An 18,239-nucleotide genomic window follows, 5' to 3' on the forward strand; every position below is an offset into this window, starting at 1 on the left:
AAAATGAATGCAAAAGAATTTTTAATCGAATTTTTAAAATTTAAATCTGTTACGCCAAATGATGATGGAGCTTTAAATTTCATCGCTATGGAACTGAGTGATTTTGAAGCTTTTTTTATAGAAAAAGAAGGCATTAAAAACCTTTTACTCACTAAAAAATTTAAAGATGAGGGTGAGCATTTAGCTTTTGGTGGGCATGTAGATGTGGTGCCTGCAGGCGAGGGTTGGAGTAGTGATGCTTTTGTGCCTATAGAAAAAGAAGGCTTTATCTATGCAAGGGGTGCTCAAGATATGAAAAGCGGAGTAGCAGCTTTTGTAGATGCGGCAAAGAATGTAGATTTTAAAGGAGCAAGACTGAGTCTTATTTTAACAAGTGATGAAGAAGGCGAAGCTATATATGGAACTAAGGCTGTTTTAGAATGGATGCAAGAAAGAGATATGCTGCCTGATTATGCTGTGGTTGCCGAGCCAACCTGTGTTAAAAAAATCGGCGATAGTATTAAAATAGGGCGTCGTGGTTCTATCAATGGAAAACTTTTAATCCGCGGAAAACAAGGGCATGTTGCTTATCCTGAAAAATGTATCAATCCTGTGCATGATTTTGCGCCAGTTTTAAAGCTTTTAGCGGGTTTTGATCTTGATCCTGGAAGTGCTGAATTTAGTCCTTCAAAAATCGTTATTACCGATATTCGCGGAGGTATGGGGGTGTGTAATGTTACGCCAAATGATTTAAAACTTATGTTTAATGTGCGTAATTCTCCTGATACAAGCTTAGAAGATGTAAAAAGTTATGTAGAAAAAATTTGCCATGGTTTAAACTATGAGTTAGAGCTAAAACAATCAAGCGAAGCTTTTTTGACAAATATCGATAATAAAATCGTTCAAAAAATGAATGAAAGCGTTCAAAAAATCACTCATGAAGTACCAGAGCTTAATACCAAAGGCGGTACAAGTGATGCAAGGTATTTTGCAAAATATGGTGTAAAAGTAGTGGAATTTGGGGTTTGTAATGATAGAATTCACGCTATTGATGAAAGAGTAAGCATAGAAGAATTTGAAAAACTTTGCCTTGTTTTTAGGGATTTGATAGAGAATTTTTAAAGGTTTAAAATGATCATTAACGGAGAAAAACTTGATTTTAAAGAGCTTAAATTTATGGATTTTATCAAAGAAAAAGGTTTTAAAATCGAACTTATTGCTTTAGAATTAAATGGAGAAATCATACCAAAAAGTGAGTTTGAAAATTTGATTTTAAAAGAAAATGATAAAGCCGAAATCGTAAGTTTTGTAGGGGGTGGATGATGAGAGTGAAATTTAATGGCAAAGAACTTGATACAGACTTTAAAACAAGTTTGGAATTTTTTGATAATATCAGCAAAAATGAAAACGATGTATGGATTATCAATGGTTTTGCAACAAAAGAGAATATCGCTTTAAACGAAGATGATGAGCTTTTTTGTATAGAAAGAAATACTTTACCTCCAAAAGATGCGCTAGACGCTATGATGAGAGCAAGACACACTCCAAAACTTCACGACAAGCTTAAAAATGGACGTGTGGCAGTTTGTGGTTTGGGCGGACTTGGATCGCATATAGCGATAAATTTAGCAAGAAGTGGTGTGGGGTTTTTAAAGCTGATTGATTTTGATGTGATTGAGCCTAGTAATTTGAATCGTCAAGCTTATCGTGTGAGTGATTTGGGTAAATTTAAAACCGAAGCTTTAAAAGAGCAAATTAGCGAGATTAACCCTTATATTAGCGTTGAAATTTGCACTTTAAAAATCGATGAGGATAATTTAAAGTCTTTGTTTAAAGATATAGATATAGTTTGTGAAGCCTTTGATAGTGCTATCGCAAAAGCGATGATAGCACAAAATTTTCATAGATTTTACAAAGATAGTATTTTAATCTGTGCTTCAGGACTTGCGGGTTATGGCGATAGCAACAGCATACAAACAAGAAAAATTGCTAAAAATTTCTATGTATGTGGGGATTTGGTAAATGGTGCTAAGCTAGGAAATGGACTTATGGCGCCAAGGGTAAATATTTGCGCAGGACATCAAAGTAACCTTGTTTTAGAGCTTTTAGCAAATAAGGAGTAAAAATGCAAGAAAATTTAAAAAATGATAAATTAAAAATAGGCAAATACGAGTTTGATTCAAGATTTATTTTAGGTTCTGGAAAATATTCGCTAGAGCTTATAAAATCAGCCATAGAAGAAGCTAAAGCGCAGATTATCACTCTAGCCTTACGCCGTGCAAATACAGGGGAAATTGCTAATATACTTGATTATATCCCTAAAAATATCACACTTTTACCCAACACTTCAGGCGCAAGAAACGCCGATGAAGCCTTACGTATTGCAAGGCTTTCAAGAGAGCTTGGTTGCGGAGAACTTATCAAGATAGAAGTGATAAGTGATAGTAGGTATTTGTTGCCTGATAATTATGAAACGATTAAAGCTTGCGAGCTTTTAGCTAAAGAGGGCTTTACGCCTTTACCTTACATGCATGCTGATCTTTACGCAGCTAGAGCTATGCGTGATGCAGGAGCTGCGGCTATCATGCCTTTGGCAGCACCTATTGGGAGCAATAAAGGCTTATGTGCTAAGGAATTTATACAAATTTTGCTTAATGAAATTGATTTGCCTATTATTGTAGATGCGGGTATTGGAAGTCCTGCGCAAGCTTGTGAAGCTATGCAAATGGGAGTAAGTGCGGTGATGGTAAATACAGCCATAGCTGAAGCTAAAGATATAGCCTTGATGGCTAGAGCTTTTTCTTTGGCGGTAAATGCAGGAAGAGCGGCTTTTTTGGCGGGTTTGGCAAGTGTGAGCGAGGCTAAAGCAAGTTCTCCATTAACAGGCTTTTTAAGGGATTAATCATGCAAGATTATATGCAGCATTTACCTCACATGCAGGAAATAAAAAGCGAAATTTTAAACAAGGTTTTAACTCAAGTTCAAAGCTATGATGAGAGTCAATTTAGCGCCAAGGATGTTAAAAATGCTTTAAATCAAACGCATTTAAGTATAGAGCATTTAAAAGCCTTGCTTTCAAGTACAGCAGAAGATTTCATAGAAGAATTAGCCTTTAAATCCGCCAAAGTCAAGCAAAAATATTTTGGAAATTCTATCTCTCTTTTTACTCCGCTTTATTTGTCAAATTATTGTAATTCTAAATGTGTTTATTGTGGTTTTCAAAAAGGAAATAAAATCGCAAGAGCTAAGCTAAGTGAAGCTGAAATTCACGAAGAAATGCAAGCTATTGCTAAAAGTGGTTTAGAAGAAATTTTAATGCTAACAGGTGAGGGTAGGGAGTTTGCAAGTGTAGAATATATAGCAAATGCTTGTAAAATAGCTAGAGAGTATTTTAAGGTTGTAGGCGTTGAAATTTATCCTATGAATGAAGATGAATATAAAATTTTACATGAAAAGGGTTGTGATTATGTGACTGTTTTTCAAGAAACTTACAATCCTTTAAAATATTCTAAAATTCATTTAGGTGGCGAAAAACGCATTTTTCCTTATCGCTTTAATGCTCAAGAAAGAGCTTTAAAAGCGGGTATGCGTGGAGTGGCTTTTGCGGCACTTTTGGGTATAGATGATTTTAGAAAAGACGCTCTTGCTACGGCACTTCATGCGCATTTTTTACAACAAGCTTATCCGCATGCTGAAATTTCTATTTCAGTGCCTCGTTTAAGACCTATTATCAATAATGCCAAAATCCATCCTAAAGATGTGAGTGAAAAACGCCTTTTGCAAGTACTTTGTGCTTATAGACTTTTTTTACCTTTTGCGGGTATTACCATTTCAAGTCGTGAAAGAATAGGTTTTAGAGATGAGGTTATCAAGCTTGGTGCTACTAAAATGAGTGCAGGAGTGAGTGTGGGTATAGGTGAGCATAAGGGCGAGAAAAAGGGCGATGAGCAGTTTGAAATTTCAGATGATAGGAGTGTAGATGAAATTTTAGCCATGCTTAAAAGATCCAATTTGCAAGCTGTGATGAGTGATAGCATTTATGTGGGATAAAAAAATCATCGCTATAAGTGATAGAAAATGTGTGCAAATAGACTTCTTAAAGCAGATTGAAAAACTTGCTAAGGCCAAGGTAGATGCTATAGTTTTAAGAGAAAAAGATTTAAGCGAATTTGAGTATTATGACTTAGCAAAAGAAGTTTTAAGCATTTGCACAAAGCAAAAAGTGACTTGTTTTTTGCATTCTTTTGATAAGGTTTGTTTAAAATTGGGACATCGTTATTTTCACGCACCGCTTTCTTTGCTAAGAAAAGAGCCTAAATTAATAAAATATTTTCATATACTTGGTACTTCAGTCCATAGCAAAGAAGAGCTTTTAGAGGCGATGAGTTATAAGGTAAATTATGCTTTTGTAGGGCATATTTTTGAAAGTTCTTGCAAGGCGGGTTTAGAACCTAAAGGGCTTGATTTTTTAAAATCCTTACTTGAATTTAGTCAAATTCCGCTTTATGCTATAGGCGGTATCAATGCTCAAAATATGGAAAATTTTAAAGATATAAATATAGCAGGCGTTTGTATGCGTGAAATTTTAATGAAAGAAAAAGATCTTAAAAAGTATCTTTTAGAATGTAGGCAAAATTTACGATGAATAAAATTCTTTCTTTACCAGAAGATTTAAAGCAATTAAAAGGTGTCAATTATAAAAAAATTAAATCTTGCACTTTTGCCAAATATACACAAACGGATACTTCGCATTCTACTTTTGTTAATGTAGGAAGTCATCTTTTAACTTTTGTTCGCAAAGGATATAAAATTTTACATACTGCATCAAAAGATTATAAGATTAACTCTTATGAAACTTTGTTTTTAAAAGCTGGGAGCTATACTTTAAGTAATGTAGGACTTAGTAAAGGAGTTTATGAAGCTTATTTATTTTTTTTTGACAATGCATTTTTAATTGAACTTATTCATAAGTATAAAGATTTTTTTAAACTAGATCAAAAGTTTCAAAACTATGAAATTTTTTGGGTAAAAAATGATAAGATTTTGCAAGGAATTTTGGAAAGTTTTTCACCGCATTTTGAAGAAAATACGCAAATTTTAGATCCTATAGTGAGTTTGAAATTTGAAGAGATTTTTTTACATTTGCTTTTAAATAAGAATATTTATTTTATTAGTTTTTTATCAGGAATTTTAAAAGAATTTCGCCTTGATCTTTCCCAACTTTTTGAGTATTGTGGTAGAGAATTTTTAAGCGTAAATGAAATGTCTAATTTTGCGAAATTAGATTTAGCAACTTTTTCTAAAGAATTTAAGAAATGTTTTGGACAAAGTCCTAAAAAATGGTTAGATGAAAAAAGGTTGCAAAAAGCAAAGATTTTACTTAAATTTTCTAAAAAAAATATCAATGAAATAGCTAATGAGTGCGCTTTTTCTTCGGTAGCTTGGTTTATTGAAAGATTTAAAGAGAAATATGAGCAAACTCCTAAGCAATATCAAAAAACAAAAAACTTGTATTTTTTATCAAAAAACTAGCACATTTTTTTATCTAAATAAATATAATTCAATGAAAATATTTTTAAATAAAGGAGAAAATATGAAAAAATATGTTTTAAGTTTAGCGCTTCTTGGAAGTTTGCTTGGTGCAAGTGAATTAAAATATCAAGAATTTGATGGTTTTAAAAGCCCTGAAAGTATTTTTGTAGATAAAAACTATGTTTATGTATCTAATGTAGGAGAAAAACTTGAACCTTTGGCGAAAGATAATGATGGATTTATTTCTAAGCTTGATAAAAATGGCAAAGTGTTAGAATATAAATTTTTAACCCATCTTAATGCACCAAAAGGCATGATGGAGATTGGAAAAACTCTTTATGTGGTAGATATCGATGTTTTACGCGGTTTTGATCTTAAAACTAAAAAAGAAATTTTTAATTTACCTATTAAAGGTGCAATCTTTTTAAATGACATAGAAAAATTAGACGACAATACGCTTTTGGTTAGCGATACTGGCACAGGGCTTATTTTAAAGGTTGATTTAAAAACTAAGCAATATGATGAATTATTAAAACTTGATTTAGCAAAATTTGGCGGTCCAAATGGGTTATATCTAGATAGAAAAAAATATAAGCTTTTTATAGCTGGTTATCATCCTGATGGTGTAAGTGGCGGTGTTGTAATGGCTTATGATTTAAATACAAAAGAACTCAGTATAATTAAAAATGAAAAAGAATCTTATGATGGAATAGTTCCTTATAAAGATGGTTTATTGGTAAGTTCTTGGGGAAATAATCTAAATGGATATATTTATAATTTAGATAATGTTAAATCTGTAAAACTTGAACTTCCTTTGATGAAAGGTCCTGCAGATATATTTATTGAAGGTAATATTTTATGGATTCCTAAGATGGCAGAAGGTAAAATATTCAAAGTAGAACTTAACAAATAAGGCTTTTATGGCTTCTTTTAAAAAGATATTTTGGATTAATGTTATTATTGTTATTATTGTAGCTTTTAATCTTAGAGCCCCAATTACTGCAGTGGGGCCTATTATTGATATTATTAAAGATAAGTATTATTTAAACTCAACCGTAGCGGGCATACTTACAAGTCTTCCTTTGATAGCTTTTGGAAGTATTTCTTTTATTGTGGGGTATTTTTCTCCTATTCGTGCTATTGTTTTTGGAATTTTTTTAATTTTTTTAGGCGAAATTATTCGTTCTTATTTTGGTGTATATGGCTTATTTTTGGGAATGTTAGCAATGGGCTGTGGTATAGCAATTGCAAATGTTTTACTTCCTAGTTTTATTAAAGAAAAATTTCCAAAAAAAATGGCAAGTATAATGGGAATTTATAGTCTTGTTTTGACTATTTCTTCGATTATGGGTATTGCTTTAGCTATACCTTTGCTTAGTGTATTTGATTTAGCTGGAGCTATGTTTTTCTGGGCTATTTTTTCTTTTGTAGCTTTAGTAGTTTACTATTCTCAAGCTAAAAATGGTAGATTTTTTCGCATTAAGAAAAAAGCTTATAAAAAAATCAATCTTTTTACAAATTTAACAACTTGGAAAATTACTCTTTTTATGGGATTTCAAAGTTTTTTAGTTTATTCTTTGTTTTTTTGGTATGTTCAAATTGTTGTAGAAAAAGGATTTGATAAAGAATTTTCTACAAGTATGGTTTTATTTGCTCAACTTGTTGCAGCTCCAGTGTCTCTTTTTGGCCCTTTACTTTTAGGAAAATTAAGGCAAAATTTACATACTTTTTACATAGCAGGTTTGTGCAGTATGTATGTGATCGCTTTTGGTATGCTCTTTATTTTTGATAGCAAAATTTCTATTATTATTAGTGCTTTTATCATGGGTTTTCCATGGGGTGGAGTTTTTGGCATTGCACTGCTTTTTATTGCACAAAAAAGCTCTAATGCTCAAATAGCAGCGAGACTTTCTGCTTTAGCTCAGGGTTTTGGGTATTTAATCGCAGCACAAGGACAATGGATTATAGGTTTTTTGCATGATAAATTTGAAAATTTTTCATTTGCTATTTTGATGTTAGTTTTTGTTGGAATTTTAGTAAATATCTTTGGATATTTATCGTATAAAAGCCAAGTTATCAGATAGTGCTTTTTCTAGCAAAATATCCCCACCATTTTTTTGTGCTATATTTTGCAATCTTGTAGAAATATCTTCTAAGTTAAGTTTTAACATTGCTTTTAAAAAATCATCAAGATTGATCGAATCTTGCGTGAAAATTTGACATAAAGCTTGATCTTGTAAAAATTTAGCATTAAAGTATTGATGATTTTTAGCTGCATAAGGATAAGGTATGAAAATAGCAGGCAAGGTGTTGGCGCAAAGTTCAAAAAGGGTACTTGCACCTGCTCTTGATATAGCTAGATCTGCATTTTTCATTTTTTCTTCCAAATTTGAACTAAAGTCAAAAACATCAGCTTGGATATTTAAGCTTTGGTAGTGTTTTTTGCATTTTTCAAAATCATTTTTTCCGCATTGATGGATGATTTTGATGTTTTGCTCTTGAAGCTTTGGGGCGAGATTTAAAGCTAGTTCGTTTATAAAGCTAGCTCCTTGTGATCCTCCTAGGAAAATAATATTTTTTAATTCTGTGCGAGTCCTAGCATTATCAAAAAATTTATTTGCCACAGGATAAGGACTAAATTCTTTTTCAAAGGCGCTAAAAAATTTTGTAGCGAAAGGTTTTAAAAGCATGTTTAAAGAGCCACTTTTTGAATTTTGCTCGTGTATAAAAAGAGGCAAATGTGAGGATAAAGCCGCAAAAGATGCGGGAGCTGCACTATATCCACCTACACTAAAAACGGCTTGGATGTGGTATTTTTTAAAAATTTCTCTACAATCTTTGGAGAGTTTTAAGGTGTGGAGTAAAGAACTGATTTTGCCAAATTTGCTTTGATTAACCACTCCTTTAGAGCTTAAAAAAATTTTTTCCTTAAAGCGTACTTCATTTTCAAACCAAGCTTTATCTTGACCATTTTGACTGCCTATATATATACATTCTATATTTTTTTTAATCGCACTTTCTAATAAGCAACGCACTATGGCTAAATGCCCTCCAGTTCCGCCACCTGTTAAAGCTATTGTCATAATTTAACCTTTTTTGAAATCATTAATACATATCCTATGCCTATGCAAATTGCCCACATTGAACTTCCTCCATAGCTTAAAAGTGGAACCGCTACACCTTTTAGTGGAGTAAGAGAAATAATACCAAAAGCATTCATAAAGAAAGAAAAAAGTAAAAGTAAGGCTATGCCTGAACAAAAAATAAAATCTTGTTTAGCTTCGCATCTTCCTGCAATTCTAAAAATTCTTAAAATCATCCAAAGATAAATATAGCAAATAACTCCAAGACCTAAGAGTCCTATTTCTTCAGTAATTCCTGAAAGAACAAAGTCAGTATGCACTTCACTTAAAAAGCCTAATTTAAAAGTTCCAAGTCCTAGGCCTTCACCAAACATTCCTCCATGGGCTATAGCATTTAAAGAGTGCGAAATCTGATAAGGTTCGCTGTTGCTACTTACTCTCAAAGCATTTGCTAGCCAATCAGGAAGCATAGGTAAAAAAGCATCTTGTATATTCCCCCACCAAGAAGCGATTCTTTGAATTCTTCTTTGGTTGCTAAAAATTACCATTATACCTATCATCATAATGATTAAAGTTCCAAAAGCAAAAAGCCTTTTACTAGCTCCTGCAAAAAAAGCTAAAGCTAGAATCAAAAAGAAAGAAATTACGCTTTGTCCTAAATCGTTTTGAGTGATATAAATATATCCTATAACTATAGAAGCTAAGATGCAATAAGGTAGAAGAATTAAAGCCTCGTGTCTGATAGCTTTTTTGCTATCATCAATACGCCTTGTATAGCTCCATGCTAAAAAATAAATCAATCCTATTTTAAAAAATTCCACAGGAGAGATAGAGAGTGGGCCTAAGCGTATCCAGCGTTTAGCTCCTCCGCTAGCTGTTGCTAATGCAGAAGGTAAAAATGGTAAAATGATAATAAAGATAAAAGAAATAATCAAAATAGCTAAAATAATTTTTTTAGAAAGTGCCTTATCAGGATCCAATCGAGAAATAAAAAACATTATAAGTATGCCACTAATTCCAAAAAAAAGCTGACGAATAAAAAAATGAAACTCGCTATAGTCAAGAAAAAGAACAGTAAAAGCTGTAAGAGAGTATGAAAATACTATTCCTATGGTGATTAAAATACAACTTAAATAAAATAATCTTTTATCAGCAACCATTATAATTATAACTTTTCTTTATTGGAATTAAAATTTTAAAAAGTTTTATTATAACTAAAATAAATTAAATTTTTTGCTAAGTTTTTGTAAGGAAAATTTGCTAAAATTAACAATAAAAATATAATAAAAAAGGCAAATTATGAATCAAATCCATAAAATTCTCATAGCAAATAGAGCTGAAATAGCTGTTAGAGTAATCCGTGCTTGTAGAGATTTACATATTAAAAGTGTTGCAGTTTTTACAGAGCCTGATCGTGAATGTTTGCATGTAAAAATCGCAGATGAGGCTTATCGCATAGGAACGGATGCTATAAGAGGATATTTAGATGTTGCTCGTATTGTCGAGATTGCTAAGGCTTGTGGTGCTGATGCGATCCATCCTGGTTATGGATTTTTAAGTGAGAATTACGAATTTGCTAAGGCTTGTGAAGATGCTGGAATTATTTTTATAGGTCCAAAATCTGAAGTAATCCATAAGATGGGAAATAAAAATATCGCTCGTAAGTTAATGGCTAAAAATGGCATACCTATTGTTCCAGGGACTGAAAAATTAAATTCCTATAGCATGGAAGAAATTAAAATTTTTGCTGAGAAGATTGGTTATCCTGTTATTTTAAAAGCTTCAGGTGGTGGAGGTGGACGCGGAATTCGCGTTGTTCATAAAGAACAAGATCTTGAAAATGCCTTTGAATCTTGCAAAAGAGAAGCTTTAACATACTTTAATAATGATGAAGTATTTATGGAAAAATATGTAGTTAATCCTAGGCATATAGAATTTCAAATTTTAGGAGATAACTACGGAAATATTATCCATCTTTGTGAAAGGGATTGTTCTATCCAAAGAAGACATCAAAAGGTAATTGAGATAGCACCTTGCCCTGGAATTTCAGATAATCTTAGAAAAACCATGGGTGTTACAGCTGTGGCAGCTGCTAAGGCTGTAGGTTATACAAATGCTGGAACTATAGAGTTTTTGCTTGATGATTATAATCGCTTTTATTTTATGGAAATGAATACAAGAATTCAAGTTGAACATCCAATTACTGAAGAAATTACAGGTATTGACCTTATTGTAAGACAAATTCGTATTGCAGCAGGAGAAATTTTGGACTTAGAACAAAGCGATATTAAACCTAGGGGTTTTGCTATTGAAGCTAGAATTACTGCTGAAAATGTATGGAAAAATTTTATTCCAAGTCCTGGAAAAATAGGAGAATACTACCCAGCTCTTGGACCATCTGTTAGGGTTGATAGTCATATTTATAAAGACTATACTGTACCGCCTTATTATGATTCCATGCTTGCAAAGCTTATTATTAAAGCAACAAGTTATGATTTAGCGGTTAATAAACTTGAGCGTGCTTTGAAGGAATTTGTGATTGATGATATTAGAACAACAATACCATTTTTAATCGCTATTACAAAAACAAGAGAATTTAGAAGAGGGTATTTAGACACCTCTTTCATAGAAACACATATGCAAGAATTATTAGAAAAAACAGAAGATCGTCATCAAGAAAATAAAGAAGAAGTTATAGCTGCAATAGCTGCTACGCTTAAAAAAATACGAGAAAGTAGAGAATAATAGATGGATTTTTTAGACAGTCTTAAAAGTATTAAAAAAGAAATGCAAGCTAACACCAATACCCCAAAATTAGCAAAGAAATCAAGCAAGAGTGGGGCAAGCGTAAAAAATTTAGAAAAACTAGCTAAAGATATTCGCGAAAAAAATCAAGAAACAAACATAGATAAGGAAATGCAAGAAATTTTCTTAAAGCAAGAAAAACTACAGGATGAATTTTCCGAATTTATCAAAAATGCAGATATTAAGAAAATTTAATGCTTGAGATTGGTTTTTGTACTCTTGAAGATCAGTGTCCTTACTTAAAAGATAAACGCTCAAGAATAGAGTATAAATACATTGAAAATTGCCCTAAAGAAATCAATAATGGGCTAATAAAACGAGGTTGGCGTCGTTTTGGTAGGTATTTTTCACGCCCTATTTGTAAAGATTGTGATGAATGTTTAAGTCTTAGAATTTTAGTTAATGAATATAATTTTTCAAGAAGTGAAAGAAGGGTTGTAAATAAAAATATTAACACCAAAGTTATGCTTAGAACACCCAATTTAAGCAATGAACATTTGTTTTTATATGATAAATACCATCGTTTTATGGAAGAAAAAAAGAACTGGAAGCGTTATGATTTAAGCTTTAAGCAGTATTATAATCTTTATGTCGATGGTTTTATGAATTTTGGATATGAGCTTGCATTTTATATAGAAGATAAGCTCGTTTGTGTTGATTTGATTGATATTTTAGAGGATGGAATTTCAAGCATTTATTGTTTTTATGATCCTGATTTTTCGTATTTTTCTTTGGGTAAATTTTCTTTGCTCAATGAAATACAAATAGCTAAAAAAATGAACTTAGATTATATTTATCTTGGGTATTTTGTAAAAAAGTGTCAATCTTTATCTTATAAAGCCGATTATACACCCAATGAAATTTTAAAAGGCACTAAAGAGCTTTTTGAAAATGAGGTTTTATGGGAGAAATAGATGCAAATCGTGCAAACTTTAGAAACTATCAATGTTAATACAGATGATATTAGCGTATTTCAGTATTTTAAAGACTTGATTACCAAAAATTTCACAAAGGTCATAGGACGAAAAAATAAAATTTTTTCTTTTTTTGAAGAAAATGAAATTCCACAGCGTCGTTATTTCTTAAAAGTTTTAGATCAAAAATATCGCAAAAGTACAAATGAAGGTATAGAGAATTTACAAGATGCTCATTTTAAAACTTTTAGATTAAATTTTGAGCAAAATAATATGCTTAAGCCTATGTTGTTTATCAAGATTGATTTTGCTGCGGGTAGAATTTTGATGAAGTTAAGCTCTAATGAAAAATTATTTGTTACCTATATAAGAAATTATTTTCAAGATCATAATATAGAATATAATGAAATGACAAATATTCTAATTTTAGAATATAAAAACGAGAATACTCTTGAACTTTTTGAAGCTTTTGCAGATGAGAGCGAGCATTTAAAATATTGCGTGAATTTTGAAGTTGACCGAGAAGAGTATAAAAAATTTCGCCAAAATATTCACAATAAAGAAAATATGAAATGGAAATTTAATGCTTTAGCTAAGCTTTTTAGTAATTATTTTAATACTTTAGAATGTACTCCGCAAAATGATCTTAGTGAAATCAGACAAAAATATTTGATTTTGGTAAAACTTTATCATCCTGATTTTCATCAAGGAAAAAGTGCAATAGAAAAAGCTTACGCAAGAGAACAGTTTGAAAAAATACAAATTGCCTATGATAACTTAAAAGCACTTTATAAGAATAATACTTAAAAAAATTAAATTAATCATTTTGGTTAATTTAATTTTTCTCTCTCATAAATTTTTCTTAATTTGCTATCTAGCTTAAAACAAAATTTAAAAAGTGCAGGTACTACGAGTAAGGTAAGCAAGGTCGAACTTATAAGCCCAAAGATAATGGCTATTGCCATAGGAGAATTAGCTTCATAGCCCGCACCCCTTGAAAGAGCGAGTGGGAGCATGGCAAAAATCATAGCAAAAGTTGTCATCAATATAGCCCTTAAGCGTGATTTTCCAGCGATTAAAAGAGCTTTATCGGGATCTAAACCTTCATGGCATTTTTTATTGGCTACATCCACAAGTAAAATAGCATTTTTCCCCACCATACCAAAAAGTAAGATGATGGCAATAAGTACAAAAAGCGAAAAATTATGCCCTGTGATAAAAAGCCCTATAGATGCTCCTCCAAAGGCTAAAGGCATGGTTATCATGATGATTAAAGGTAAAATAAAACTTTCATAAAGTGCAGCTAAAACAAGATAAATTAAAACAAAAGCAAGTACTACTGCCATAGCAAAACCTTGCACGGTTTCACCTAAAAGATTGATAAAGCCTGAAAAAGCATAGCTAAGACTTGCATTATTATTTAAAATTTTATCCATATTATCTAGTAAAAGTTTTTGCACCGCTCCTAAGGAAAGATCATTTACTCCAGCTGTGATTTTCACAGAGCGGTTTTTATTGTAACGATTGATAGTTTTTAAATCCTTACTGTATATAAAATCCACCACGCTTGAAAGTTCTAAATTTACACCTTGGTTGTTTTTAATACTAATGCGTTTTAAAGCTTCTATGTCTTTTTTAAATTCTGGAGCAAAACTTAGGATAATATCATCTTTTGAATTGCCTCTATCCATACTTCCTACGCTAAGTTGCGAAAAAGAATACCCTAAAACCCCAGCGATATATTCAGGATTGACATCTAAAAGTTTAGCTTTTTCTTTGTTGATGTGTAAGGCTACTTCATCTTTTGTAGCATTAGCATTGTCGCTTATATCTACAATGCGTGCATTAGTGCCTAAAATTTCTTTTGCTCGAGAAGCAGCTTCTTTTAGAGTGTTTAAATCATCTCCTAAGATTAAAAACTGCACGGGATCATCAATGCCTGCACCCTCTATCTTTGGAAGTTCTAAAATTTTGATTTTTAAACTTTCATCTTGAAATTTTTGACGATATAAACTTACTATAGCACTTTGTCTTAAATTTCTTTCGTCTAAATTTTTAAGTTTAACATAAATTTTAGCCTTTGTAGCATCTTTGGCATCATCATAGCCTACAAGTAAAAAAGCGTATTTGACATTGCTATCATTTTTGATTTTTTCAAGCAAATTTAAACTTTTTTCTTTCATGGCTTCTAAACTTAAATCCTTTTTGCTTTCAAGTAAAACTTGAATTTCGCTATCATCTTCCATAGGTAAAAAATCAAGTCCTATACGGGTAGCTAAAGCAAAAGAAAGCCCTACAAAAACAAGAGTGGCTAGGATAAATTTTGCTTTATTTTGTAAAATTTTATAGAGTAAATTTTCATACTTTTGCTCTATTTTTTCAAAAAAAACTTCTGTTTTTTCATAAAACTTACTTTCTTTTGGATTTAAAAATCTTGCTCCAATACTAGGTATTAAAAATACAGAAACCAAAAAGCTTATCACTATCCCACTTGCAACGCTTATGCCTAAGGCATTGAAAAAAAGCCCTGGTATAGAGTTCATATAAGAAATAGGGATAAAAACACAAAGTAAAACTATACTGATGCTTAAAACGCTAAAACCTATTTCGTTGATACCTAAAAAAGCAGCTTGTAAAGGCGGATAAGTTTTTAGTTTTTTAGCAATATTTTCAATCACTACTATAGCATCATCGATAAAAATTCCTATGCTTAAGGTTAAAGCTATGAAAGTTAAGCGGTTTAAATCATAGCCTAAAAGATCGATAATAAAAAAAGTTGAAATGATAGAAGTAGGTATAGCTATGCAAGCAATGAGAGTTGCACTTAAATTTCTTAAAAATAAAAATACAATTACAAGGGTTAGAAAAATCCCCAAAACCATATCAAAAATCACTTGAGAAAGATGCTTGTGGATATTTAAGCTTTTATCGTAAAGCACATTAATGCTTATATCTTTTGGAATTTGTTTTTCTAAAATAGGCAAGGCATTTTTGACATTTTTAATCATTTCAAGGGTGTTATAATTTGTGATTTTTCCGAGTTCTAAAAGCACCCCTTCTTTACCTTCGTATAAAGCACTTTGTTTTTCATCTTCATAAAGGCTTGAAATATTAGCAATATCGCTTAAAAATACTCCTGTTTTTATGCGAAGATTGCTAAGTTCTTCTAAATTTGTGGCTTCAAAATAGCCTTTGATGATATAGTTATCTTGATTGTTATTAAGTTCGCCTAGGGCTTGTTTAAAATTTTGACTTTTGATGATATTTGCTACATCAAGGGCGTTAAGATTGTATTTTCTAAGTTCATTTGGTTTTAATTCTATGCGAATTTGGGGTTCTAAAAAACCCTTAGCTTCGATTTTACCTACTCCTTCAACTCTTTGCAAAAAAGGTTTTATTTTATCATTGATTTCGCGCATGAGTTGTAATTTATCTTTAGAATATAAAAAAAGCGAAATAGCAGAACCAGAATCTGAGCTGATTTTTTCAATTTCAGGCTTAGAAGGTAGGCTTAAAGTTCCTATTTTATCACGCACATCATTAGCAGCTACTTCAAGATTTTTACCTAGTTTAAACTCGACTACACTCACACTAAAATTATCATACGCAGCTGAGGTTATGGTCTTTACTCCATCAATCTCACTTAGAGCATTTTCTATTTCTTTAGTGATTTTTGATTCTACGAAATTTAAATCCCCATTTACCTTGCTTGTAATCTTTATAAGAGGTATGGAAACATTAGGAAATAAATTTACACTCATGCTAAAAGCAGAGATTAGTCCAAAAATCATAAGAGCTAAGAAAAACATTAGCACAGTAATTGGTCGGTTTATAGCTAGTTTAAACATTTTTAATCTTTAGTGATGATTCTACCTTCGCCAAAAAGCCCTGGTGTTAAATTTGTAGTTTGCACTTCAGCATAAATTTTTCTTGTTTTTACTTCTATACTTGGATAGATAAGGCTGATTTTTCCTTTCAATTCTGTACCATTTTGATCGATTTTGTAAAAGAAATCATCGCCTAATTTAACTTTATCTTTGTATTTTTCATCAAAACTTAAAATCAGTTTGCTTTGTGGATAGGAAAAAATTTCTATTAAAGGTTGAGCTACTCCTCCTACTCCTTCACCCACTTGTATAAATTTATTTGCGATAATAGCATCATAAGGTGCGCGCAATTCTTTTTTTGTCATGATATTTTTATAATAAGCTATATTGATTTTTGCTTTGTTTAAATTTAAATTAGCTGCATCAAACTTAGCTTTCATATCTTCATAGCTTTGTTTGTCTATAACATTTTCTACAGCTTTGATTTTTTGCATTTTGCTTTTGGTATTTTCGTATTCTACAAGAGCAAGTTGATAAGAATTTTGGGCATTTTGAAGAGCTATTTTTTCACTTTCTTGATCAAGAGCAAGTAAAAGTTCTCCTTTGCTGACTTTTTGTCCAATTTCTACAGGAATTTTTTGAACTAAACCTATGCTTTCAAGGGCAAGTTTACTTTGTTTTGATGCTTCTACATTGAAACTTGCATAAATTTCTTCGCCAAAGGCGCAATTAAAAGCAAGAAGTAAAAATAGAATTTTTTTCATTCTTTAACCTTTGAATTAAGATCTATACCTGCATTAAAATAATAATTTGCTTTAGTAATTTCAAATTCATTTTTAGCAAGCTCTAAATCGCTTTGTGCTTTAAATTTAGCCTCTAAAGCTTGAAGATATTCCACATAAGAAACAAGTCCTGCTTGGTATTTTTTATCTACGCTTTCAAAAGCTAAATTTGCAGCATTTAAGCTAAGATTAAGAGCTAAAATTTGTTCTTGTAAAACTTTTAAACTTTTGTCTAAATAATTTAATTCTTCTTTATTTTTTCTCTCACTAAACCTTGCGTTTGCATTGGCTATTTGAACGTTTAAACGCTCTTTTTCAACTTCTTTAGCCCTTGCATTGAAATCAAAAATTTTCCATTCCATACCTAAAATAAACTGATTACCTTGAGAATATTTTTCTAAGAATTGATCCGCTAAATTTGCAAAAGGAGCCGGAACTTTTGGATTATAATTGTTTTTATAAAAGTTAAAATTATCTTGAATATAAAATTTTGGAAAATATTCAGCTTTTGCTAAATTTACACTTTCTTTAGCAAGATTGATTTGTTCTTTAGCTATCATTACTTCATAGTTTTGACTTTTTTCTTGTTGCGGATTTTCTAAAAAAGCATTCCCTTGCACTTTAAAATCTGTATCGCTTAAAATTTTAATCTCTTTTTGTATATTGGCAAGTTTTAATTCATTTTGACTGAGCTCTAATAAGCTTAAATGATATTTGGCTTTAATGCTTTCAAGTTCATGTTTAGGGCTAAGTCCTGCATCGTAAAATTGTTGCAATCTTTCAAAAGTTGATTTTAAAAAAGCTACTTTTTGTTGATTGGCTAGTAAAATTTTTTCAAGACTTAGGGTGTTGAAATAAAGTGTGATTGCATTTAAGGCAAGGTAATTTTTGCTTTGTTCTTTGTCTAAAAGGCTTAATTTTTCTTTGCTTTCTAAAGCCCTTAAATTGGCCTCTCTAGCACCCCCATCAAAAAGCAAAAAATTAAGAGAAACTTTAGCAAATAAACTTTCTTGTGGATCGATAATGAAGCGATCTTTATTGTTGGCTACATAAGCTGAGTTTAGACCAAGAGAGGGTAGGTAATTTCTAAAAGCTTGTTCTTTGTCCAAATTTGCTTGTTCGCTTTGCATTTGTTTAATGAGATAGGATTCGTTATTTTGACTTAGTGCTATAAATTCGTGCAAATTAGAAGCTAACATTGCTAAGGGATAAAGAGCTAAAAACATAGCTGATTTTAAATATTTTTCAAACATTTGATATTTTAGTATGCTTTATATAAATTTCAATTGAAGTTTTTTATATAAAATAAAATTTATT

Annotated in this window: 18 protein-coding genes; 13 read left to right on the top strand and 5 right to left on the bottom strand. The window is 31.2% G+C overall.

Annotated elements, in window-relative coordinates:
* Positions 1 to 3: 3 nt before the first annotated feature.
* The 9 genes from dapE to AJ885_RS03195 all read left to right on the top strand — a co-directional run bounded on the left by dapE (position 4) and on the right by AJ885_RS03195 (position 7,595).
* Positions 4 to 1,101 (top strand): succinyl-diaminopimelate desuccinylase, encoded by a 1,098-nt coding sequence (gene dapE / locus AJ885_RS03155; RefSeq protein WP_070210239.1) that lies wholly within the window; start codon positions 4 to 6, stop codon positions 1,099 to 1,101.
* 9 nt (positions 1,102 to 1,110) lie between these two features.
* Positions 1,111 to 1,302 carry a sulfur carrier protein ThiS gene (thiS, locus tag AJ885_RS03160; protein ID WP_044780229.1) on the top strand — a complete coding sequence of 64 codons (192 nt, stop codon included), beginning with the start codon at positions 1,111 to 1,113 and terminating at the stop codon, positions 1,300 to 1,302.
* Positions 1,299 to 2,102, top strand: a complete 804-nt coding sequence (gene thiF / locus AJ885_RS03165; protein ID WP_079396818.1) for a thiamine biosynthesis protein ThiF — start codon at positions 1,299 to 1,301, stop codon at positions 2,100 to 2,102. Before thiS ends, thiF begins: the two co-directional genes overlap by 4 nt.
* A gap of 2 nt (positions 2,103 to 2,104) precedes the next feature.
* On the top strand, positions 2,105 to 2,881 hold the full coding sequence (locus AJ885_RS03170; protein WP_057100806.1) for a thiazole synthase: 777 nt from the start codon (positions 2,105 to 2,107) through the stop codon (positions 2,879 to 2,881).
* A 2-nt stretch (positions 2,882 to 2,883) separates the two neighbouring features.
* A complete protein-coding gene (gene thiH / locus AJ885_RS03175) occupies positions 2,884 to 4,029 on the top strand; it encodes a 2-iminoacetate synthase ThiH (RefSeq protein WP_002870572.1) in 1,146 nt (381 codons plus the stop codon).
* Positions 4,019 to 4,624 carry a thiamine phosphate synthase gene (locus tag AJ885_RS03180; RefSeq protein WP_070210237.1) on the top strand — a complete coding sequence of 202 codons (606 nt, stop codon included), beginning with the start codon at positions 4,019 to 4,021 and terminating at the stop codon, positions 4,622 to 4,624. The genes thiH and AJ885_RS03180 overlap by 11 nt, the downstream gene beginning before the upstream one ends.
* Positions 4,621 to 5,511, top strand: a complete 891-nt coding sequence (locus AJ885_RS03185; protein ID WP_070247867.1) for a helix-turn-helix domain-containing protein — start codon at positions 4,621 to 4,623, stop codon at positions 5,509 to 5,511. Before AJ885_RS03180 ends, AJ885_RS03185 begins: the two co-directional genes overlap by 4 nt.
* A gap of 61 nt (positions 5,512 to 5,572) precedes the next feature.
* Positions 5,573 to 6,424, top strand: a complete 852-nt coding sequence (locus AJ885_RS03190; RefSeq protein WP_070210340.1) for an ATP-binding protein — start codon at positions 5,573 to 5,575, stop codon at positions 6,422 to 6,424.
* A gap of 7 nt (positions 6,425 to 6,431) precedes the next feature.
* Positions 6,432 to 7,595: an MFS transporter gene (locus AJ885_RS03195; RefSeq protein WP_070280734.1), complete on the top strand. Its 1,164-nt coding sequence runs from the start codon at positions 6,432 to 6,434 to the stop codon at positions 7,593 to 7,595.
* On the opposite strand, the gene murG is transcribed toward AJ885_RS03195, so the two are convergent.
* A complete protein-coding gene (murG, locus tag AJ885_RS03200) occupies positions 7,566 to 8,594 on the bottom strand; it encodes an undecaprenyldiphospho-muramoylpentapeptide beta-N-acetylglucosaminyltransferase (protein ID WP_002880747.1) in 1,029 nt (342 codons plus the stop codon). The genes AJ885_RS03195 and murG overlap by 30 nt on opposite strands.
* Positions 8,591 to 9,754: a putative lipid II flippase FtsW gene (gene ftsW, locus AJ885_RS03205; protein WP_002853553.1), complete on the bottom strand. Its 1,164-nt coding sequence runs from the start codon at positions 9,752 to 9,754 to the stop codon at positions 8,591 to 8,593. Before ftsW ends, murG begins: the two co-directional genes overlap by 4 nt.
* A 139-nt stretch (positions 9,755 to 9,893) precedes the next feature.
* Between ftsW and AJ885_RS03210 the strand changes: the two genes are divergently transcribed.
* Genes AJ885_RS03210 through AJ885_RS03225 form a run of 4 tightly spaced genes read left to right on the top strand, consistent with a single transcriptional unit; the run spans position 9,894 to position 13,120 of the window.
* On the top strand, positions 9,894 to 11,339 hold the full coding sequence (locus tag AJ885_RS03210) for an acetyl-CoA carboxylase subunit A (protein ID WP_002856595.1): 1,446 nt from the start codon (positions 9,894 to 9,896) through the stop codon (positions 11,337 to 11,339).
* A gap of 3 nt (positions 11,340 to 11,342) precedes the next feature.
* A complete protein-coding gene (locus tag AJ885_RS03215; protein WP_002861766.1) occupies positions 11,343 to 11,594 on the top strand; it encodes a hypothetical protein in 252 nt (83 codons plus the stop codon).
* Complete coding sequence (locus AJ885_RS03220) at positions 11,594 to 12,313, top strand: arginyltransferase (protein WP_070210235.1); 720 nt, start codon at positions 11,594 to 11,596, stop codon at positions 12,311 to 12,313. Before AJ885_RS03215 ends, AJ885_RS03220 begins: the two co-directional genes overlap by 1 nt.
* A complete protein-coding gene (locus tag AJ885_RS03225; RefSeq protein WP_002861764.1) occupies positions 12,314 to 13,120 on the top strand; it encodes an adenylosuccinate lyase in 807 nt (268 codons plus the stop codon).
* Between the two features lie 23 nt (positions 13,121 to 13,143).
* Here the strand turns inward: AJ885_RS03225 and cmeF are convergent, their stop codons facing one another.
* The 3 genes from cmeF to cmeD are packed head-to-tail and all read right to left on the bottom strand — an operon-like array spanning position 13,144 to position 18,175.
* The gene (gene cmeF, locus AJ885_RS03230; RefSeq protein ID WP_070210234.1) at positions 13,144 to 16,161 is read right to left on the bottom strand and encodes a multidrug efflux RND transporter permease subunit CmeF; all 3,018 of its coding nucleotides are present in this window, start codon (positions 16,159 to 16,161) and stop codon (positions 13,144 to 13,146) included.
* Between the two features lie 2 nt (positions 16,162 to 16,163).
* Complete coding sequence (gene cmeE / locus AJ885_RS03235) at positions 16,164 to 16,904, bottom strand: multidrug efflux RND transporter periplasmic adaptor subunit CmeE (protein WP_070210233.1); 741 nt, start codon at positions 16,902 to 16,904, stop codon at positions 16,164 to 16,166.
* The gene (cmeD, locus tag AJ885_RS03240; protein WP_070247876.1) at positions 16,901 to 18,175 is read right to left on the bottom strand and encodes a multidrug efflux RND transporter outer membrane subunit CmeD; all 1,275 of its coding nucleotides are present in this window, start codon (positions 18,173 to 18,175) and stop codon (positions 16,901 to 16,903) included. The genes cmeE and cmeD overlap by 4 nt, the downstream gene beginning before the upstream one ends.
* Positions 18,176 to 18,239: the final 64 nt, after the last annotated feature.

The organism is Campylobacter sp. BCW_6464 (genome assembly GCF_001762775.1).
Lineage (GTDB): Bacteria > Campylobacterota > Campylobacteria > Campylobacterales > Campylobacteraceae > Campylobacter_D > Campylobacter_D jejuni.

What these genes read in the sequence shown, in the direction of transcription:
- dapE (WP_070210239.1), top strand. Translation starts at nt 4, where the DNA reads ATGAATGCAAAAGAATTTTTAATCGAATTTTTAAAATTTAAATCTGTT.
- thiS (WP_044780229.1), top strand. Translation starts at nt 1,111, where the DNA reads ATGATCATTAACGGAGAAAAACTTGATTTTAAAGAGCTTAAATTTATG.
- thiF (WP_079396818.1), top strand. Translation starts at nt 1,299, where the DNA reads ATGATGAGAGTGAAATTTAATGGCAAAGAACTTGATACAGACTTTAAA.
- AJ885_RS03170 (WP_057100806.1), top strand. Translation starts at nt 2,105, where the DNA reads ATGCAAGAAAATTTAAAAAATGATAAATTAAAAATAGGCAAATACGAG.
- thiH (WP_002870572.1), top strand. Translation starts at nt 2,884, where the DNA reads ATGCAAGATTATATGCAGCATTTACCTCACATGCAGGAAATAAAAAGC.
- AJ885_RS03180 (WP_070210237.1), top strand. Translation starts at nt 4,019, where the DNA reads ATGTGGGATAAAAAAATCATCGCTATAAGTGATAGAAAATGTGTGCAA.
- AJ885_RS03185 (WP_070247867.1), top strand. Translation starts at nt 4,621, where the DNA reads ATGAATAAAATTCTTTCTTTACCAGAAGATTTAAAGCAATTAAAAGGT.
- AJ885_RS03190 (WP_070210340.1), top strand. Translation starts at nt 5,573, where the DNA reads ATGAAAAAATATGTTTTAAGTTTAGCGCTTCTTGGAAGTTTGCTTGGT.
- AJ885_RS03195 (WP_070280734.1), top strand. Translation starts at nt 6,432, where the DNA reads ATGGCTTCTTTTAAAAAGATATTTTGGATTAATGTTATTATTGTTATT.
- murG (WP_002880747.1), bottom strand. Translation starts at nt 8,594, where the DNA reads ATGACAATAGCTTTAACAGGTGGCGGAACTGGAGGGCATTTAGCCATA.
- ftsW (WP_002853553.1), bottom strand. Translation starts at nt 9,754, where the DNA reads ATGGTTGCTGATAAAAGATTATTTTATTTAAGTTGTATTTTAATCACC.
- AJ885_RS03210 (WP_002856595.1), top strand. Translation starts at nt 9,894, where the DNA reads ATGAATCAAATCCATAAAATTCTCATAGCAAATAGAGCTGAAATAGCT.
- AJ885_RS03215 (WP_002861766.1), top strand. Translation starts at nt 11,343, where the DNA reads ATGGATTTTTTAGACAGTCTTAAAAGTATTAAAAAAGAAATGCAAGCT.
- AJ885_RS03220 (WP_070210235.1), top strand. Translation starts at nt 11,594, where the DNA reads ATGCTTGAGATTGGTTTTTGTACTCTTGAAGATCAGTGTCCTTACTTA.
- AJ885_RS03225 (WP_002861764.1), top strand. Translation starts at nt 12,314, where the DNA reads ATGCAAATCGTGCAAACTTTAGAAACTATCAATGTTAATACAGATGAT.
- cmeF (WP_070210234.1), bottom strand. Translation starts at nt 16,161, where the DNA reads ATGTTTAAACTAGCTATAAACCGACCAATTACTGTGCTAATGTTTTTC.
- cmeE (WP_070210233.1), bottom strand. Translation starts at nt 16,904, where the DNA reads ATGAAAAAAATTCTATTTTTACTTCTTGCTTTTAATTGCGCCTTTGGC.
- cmeD (WP_070247876.1), bottom strand. Translation starts at nt 18,175, where the DNA reads ATGTTTGAAAAATATTTAAAATCAGCTATGTTTTTAGCTCTTTATCCC.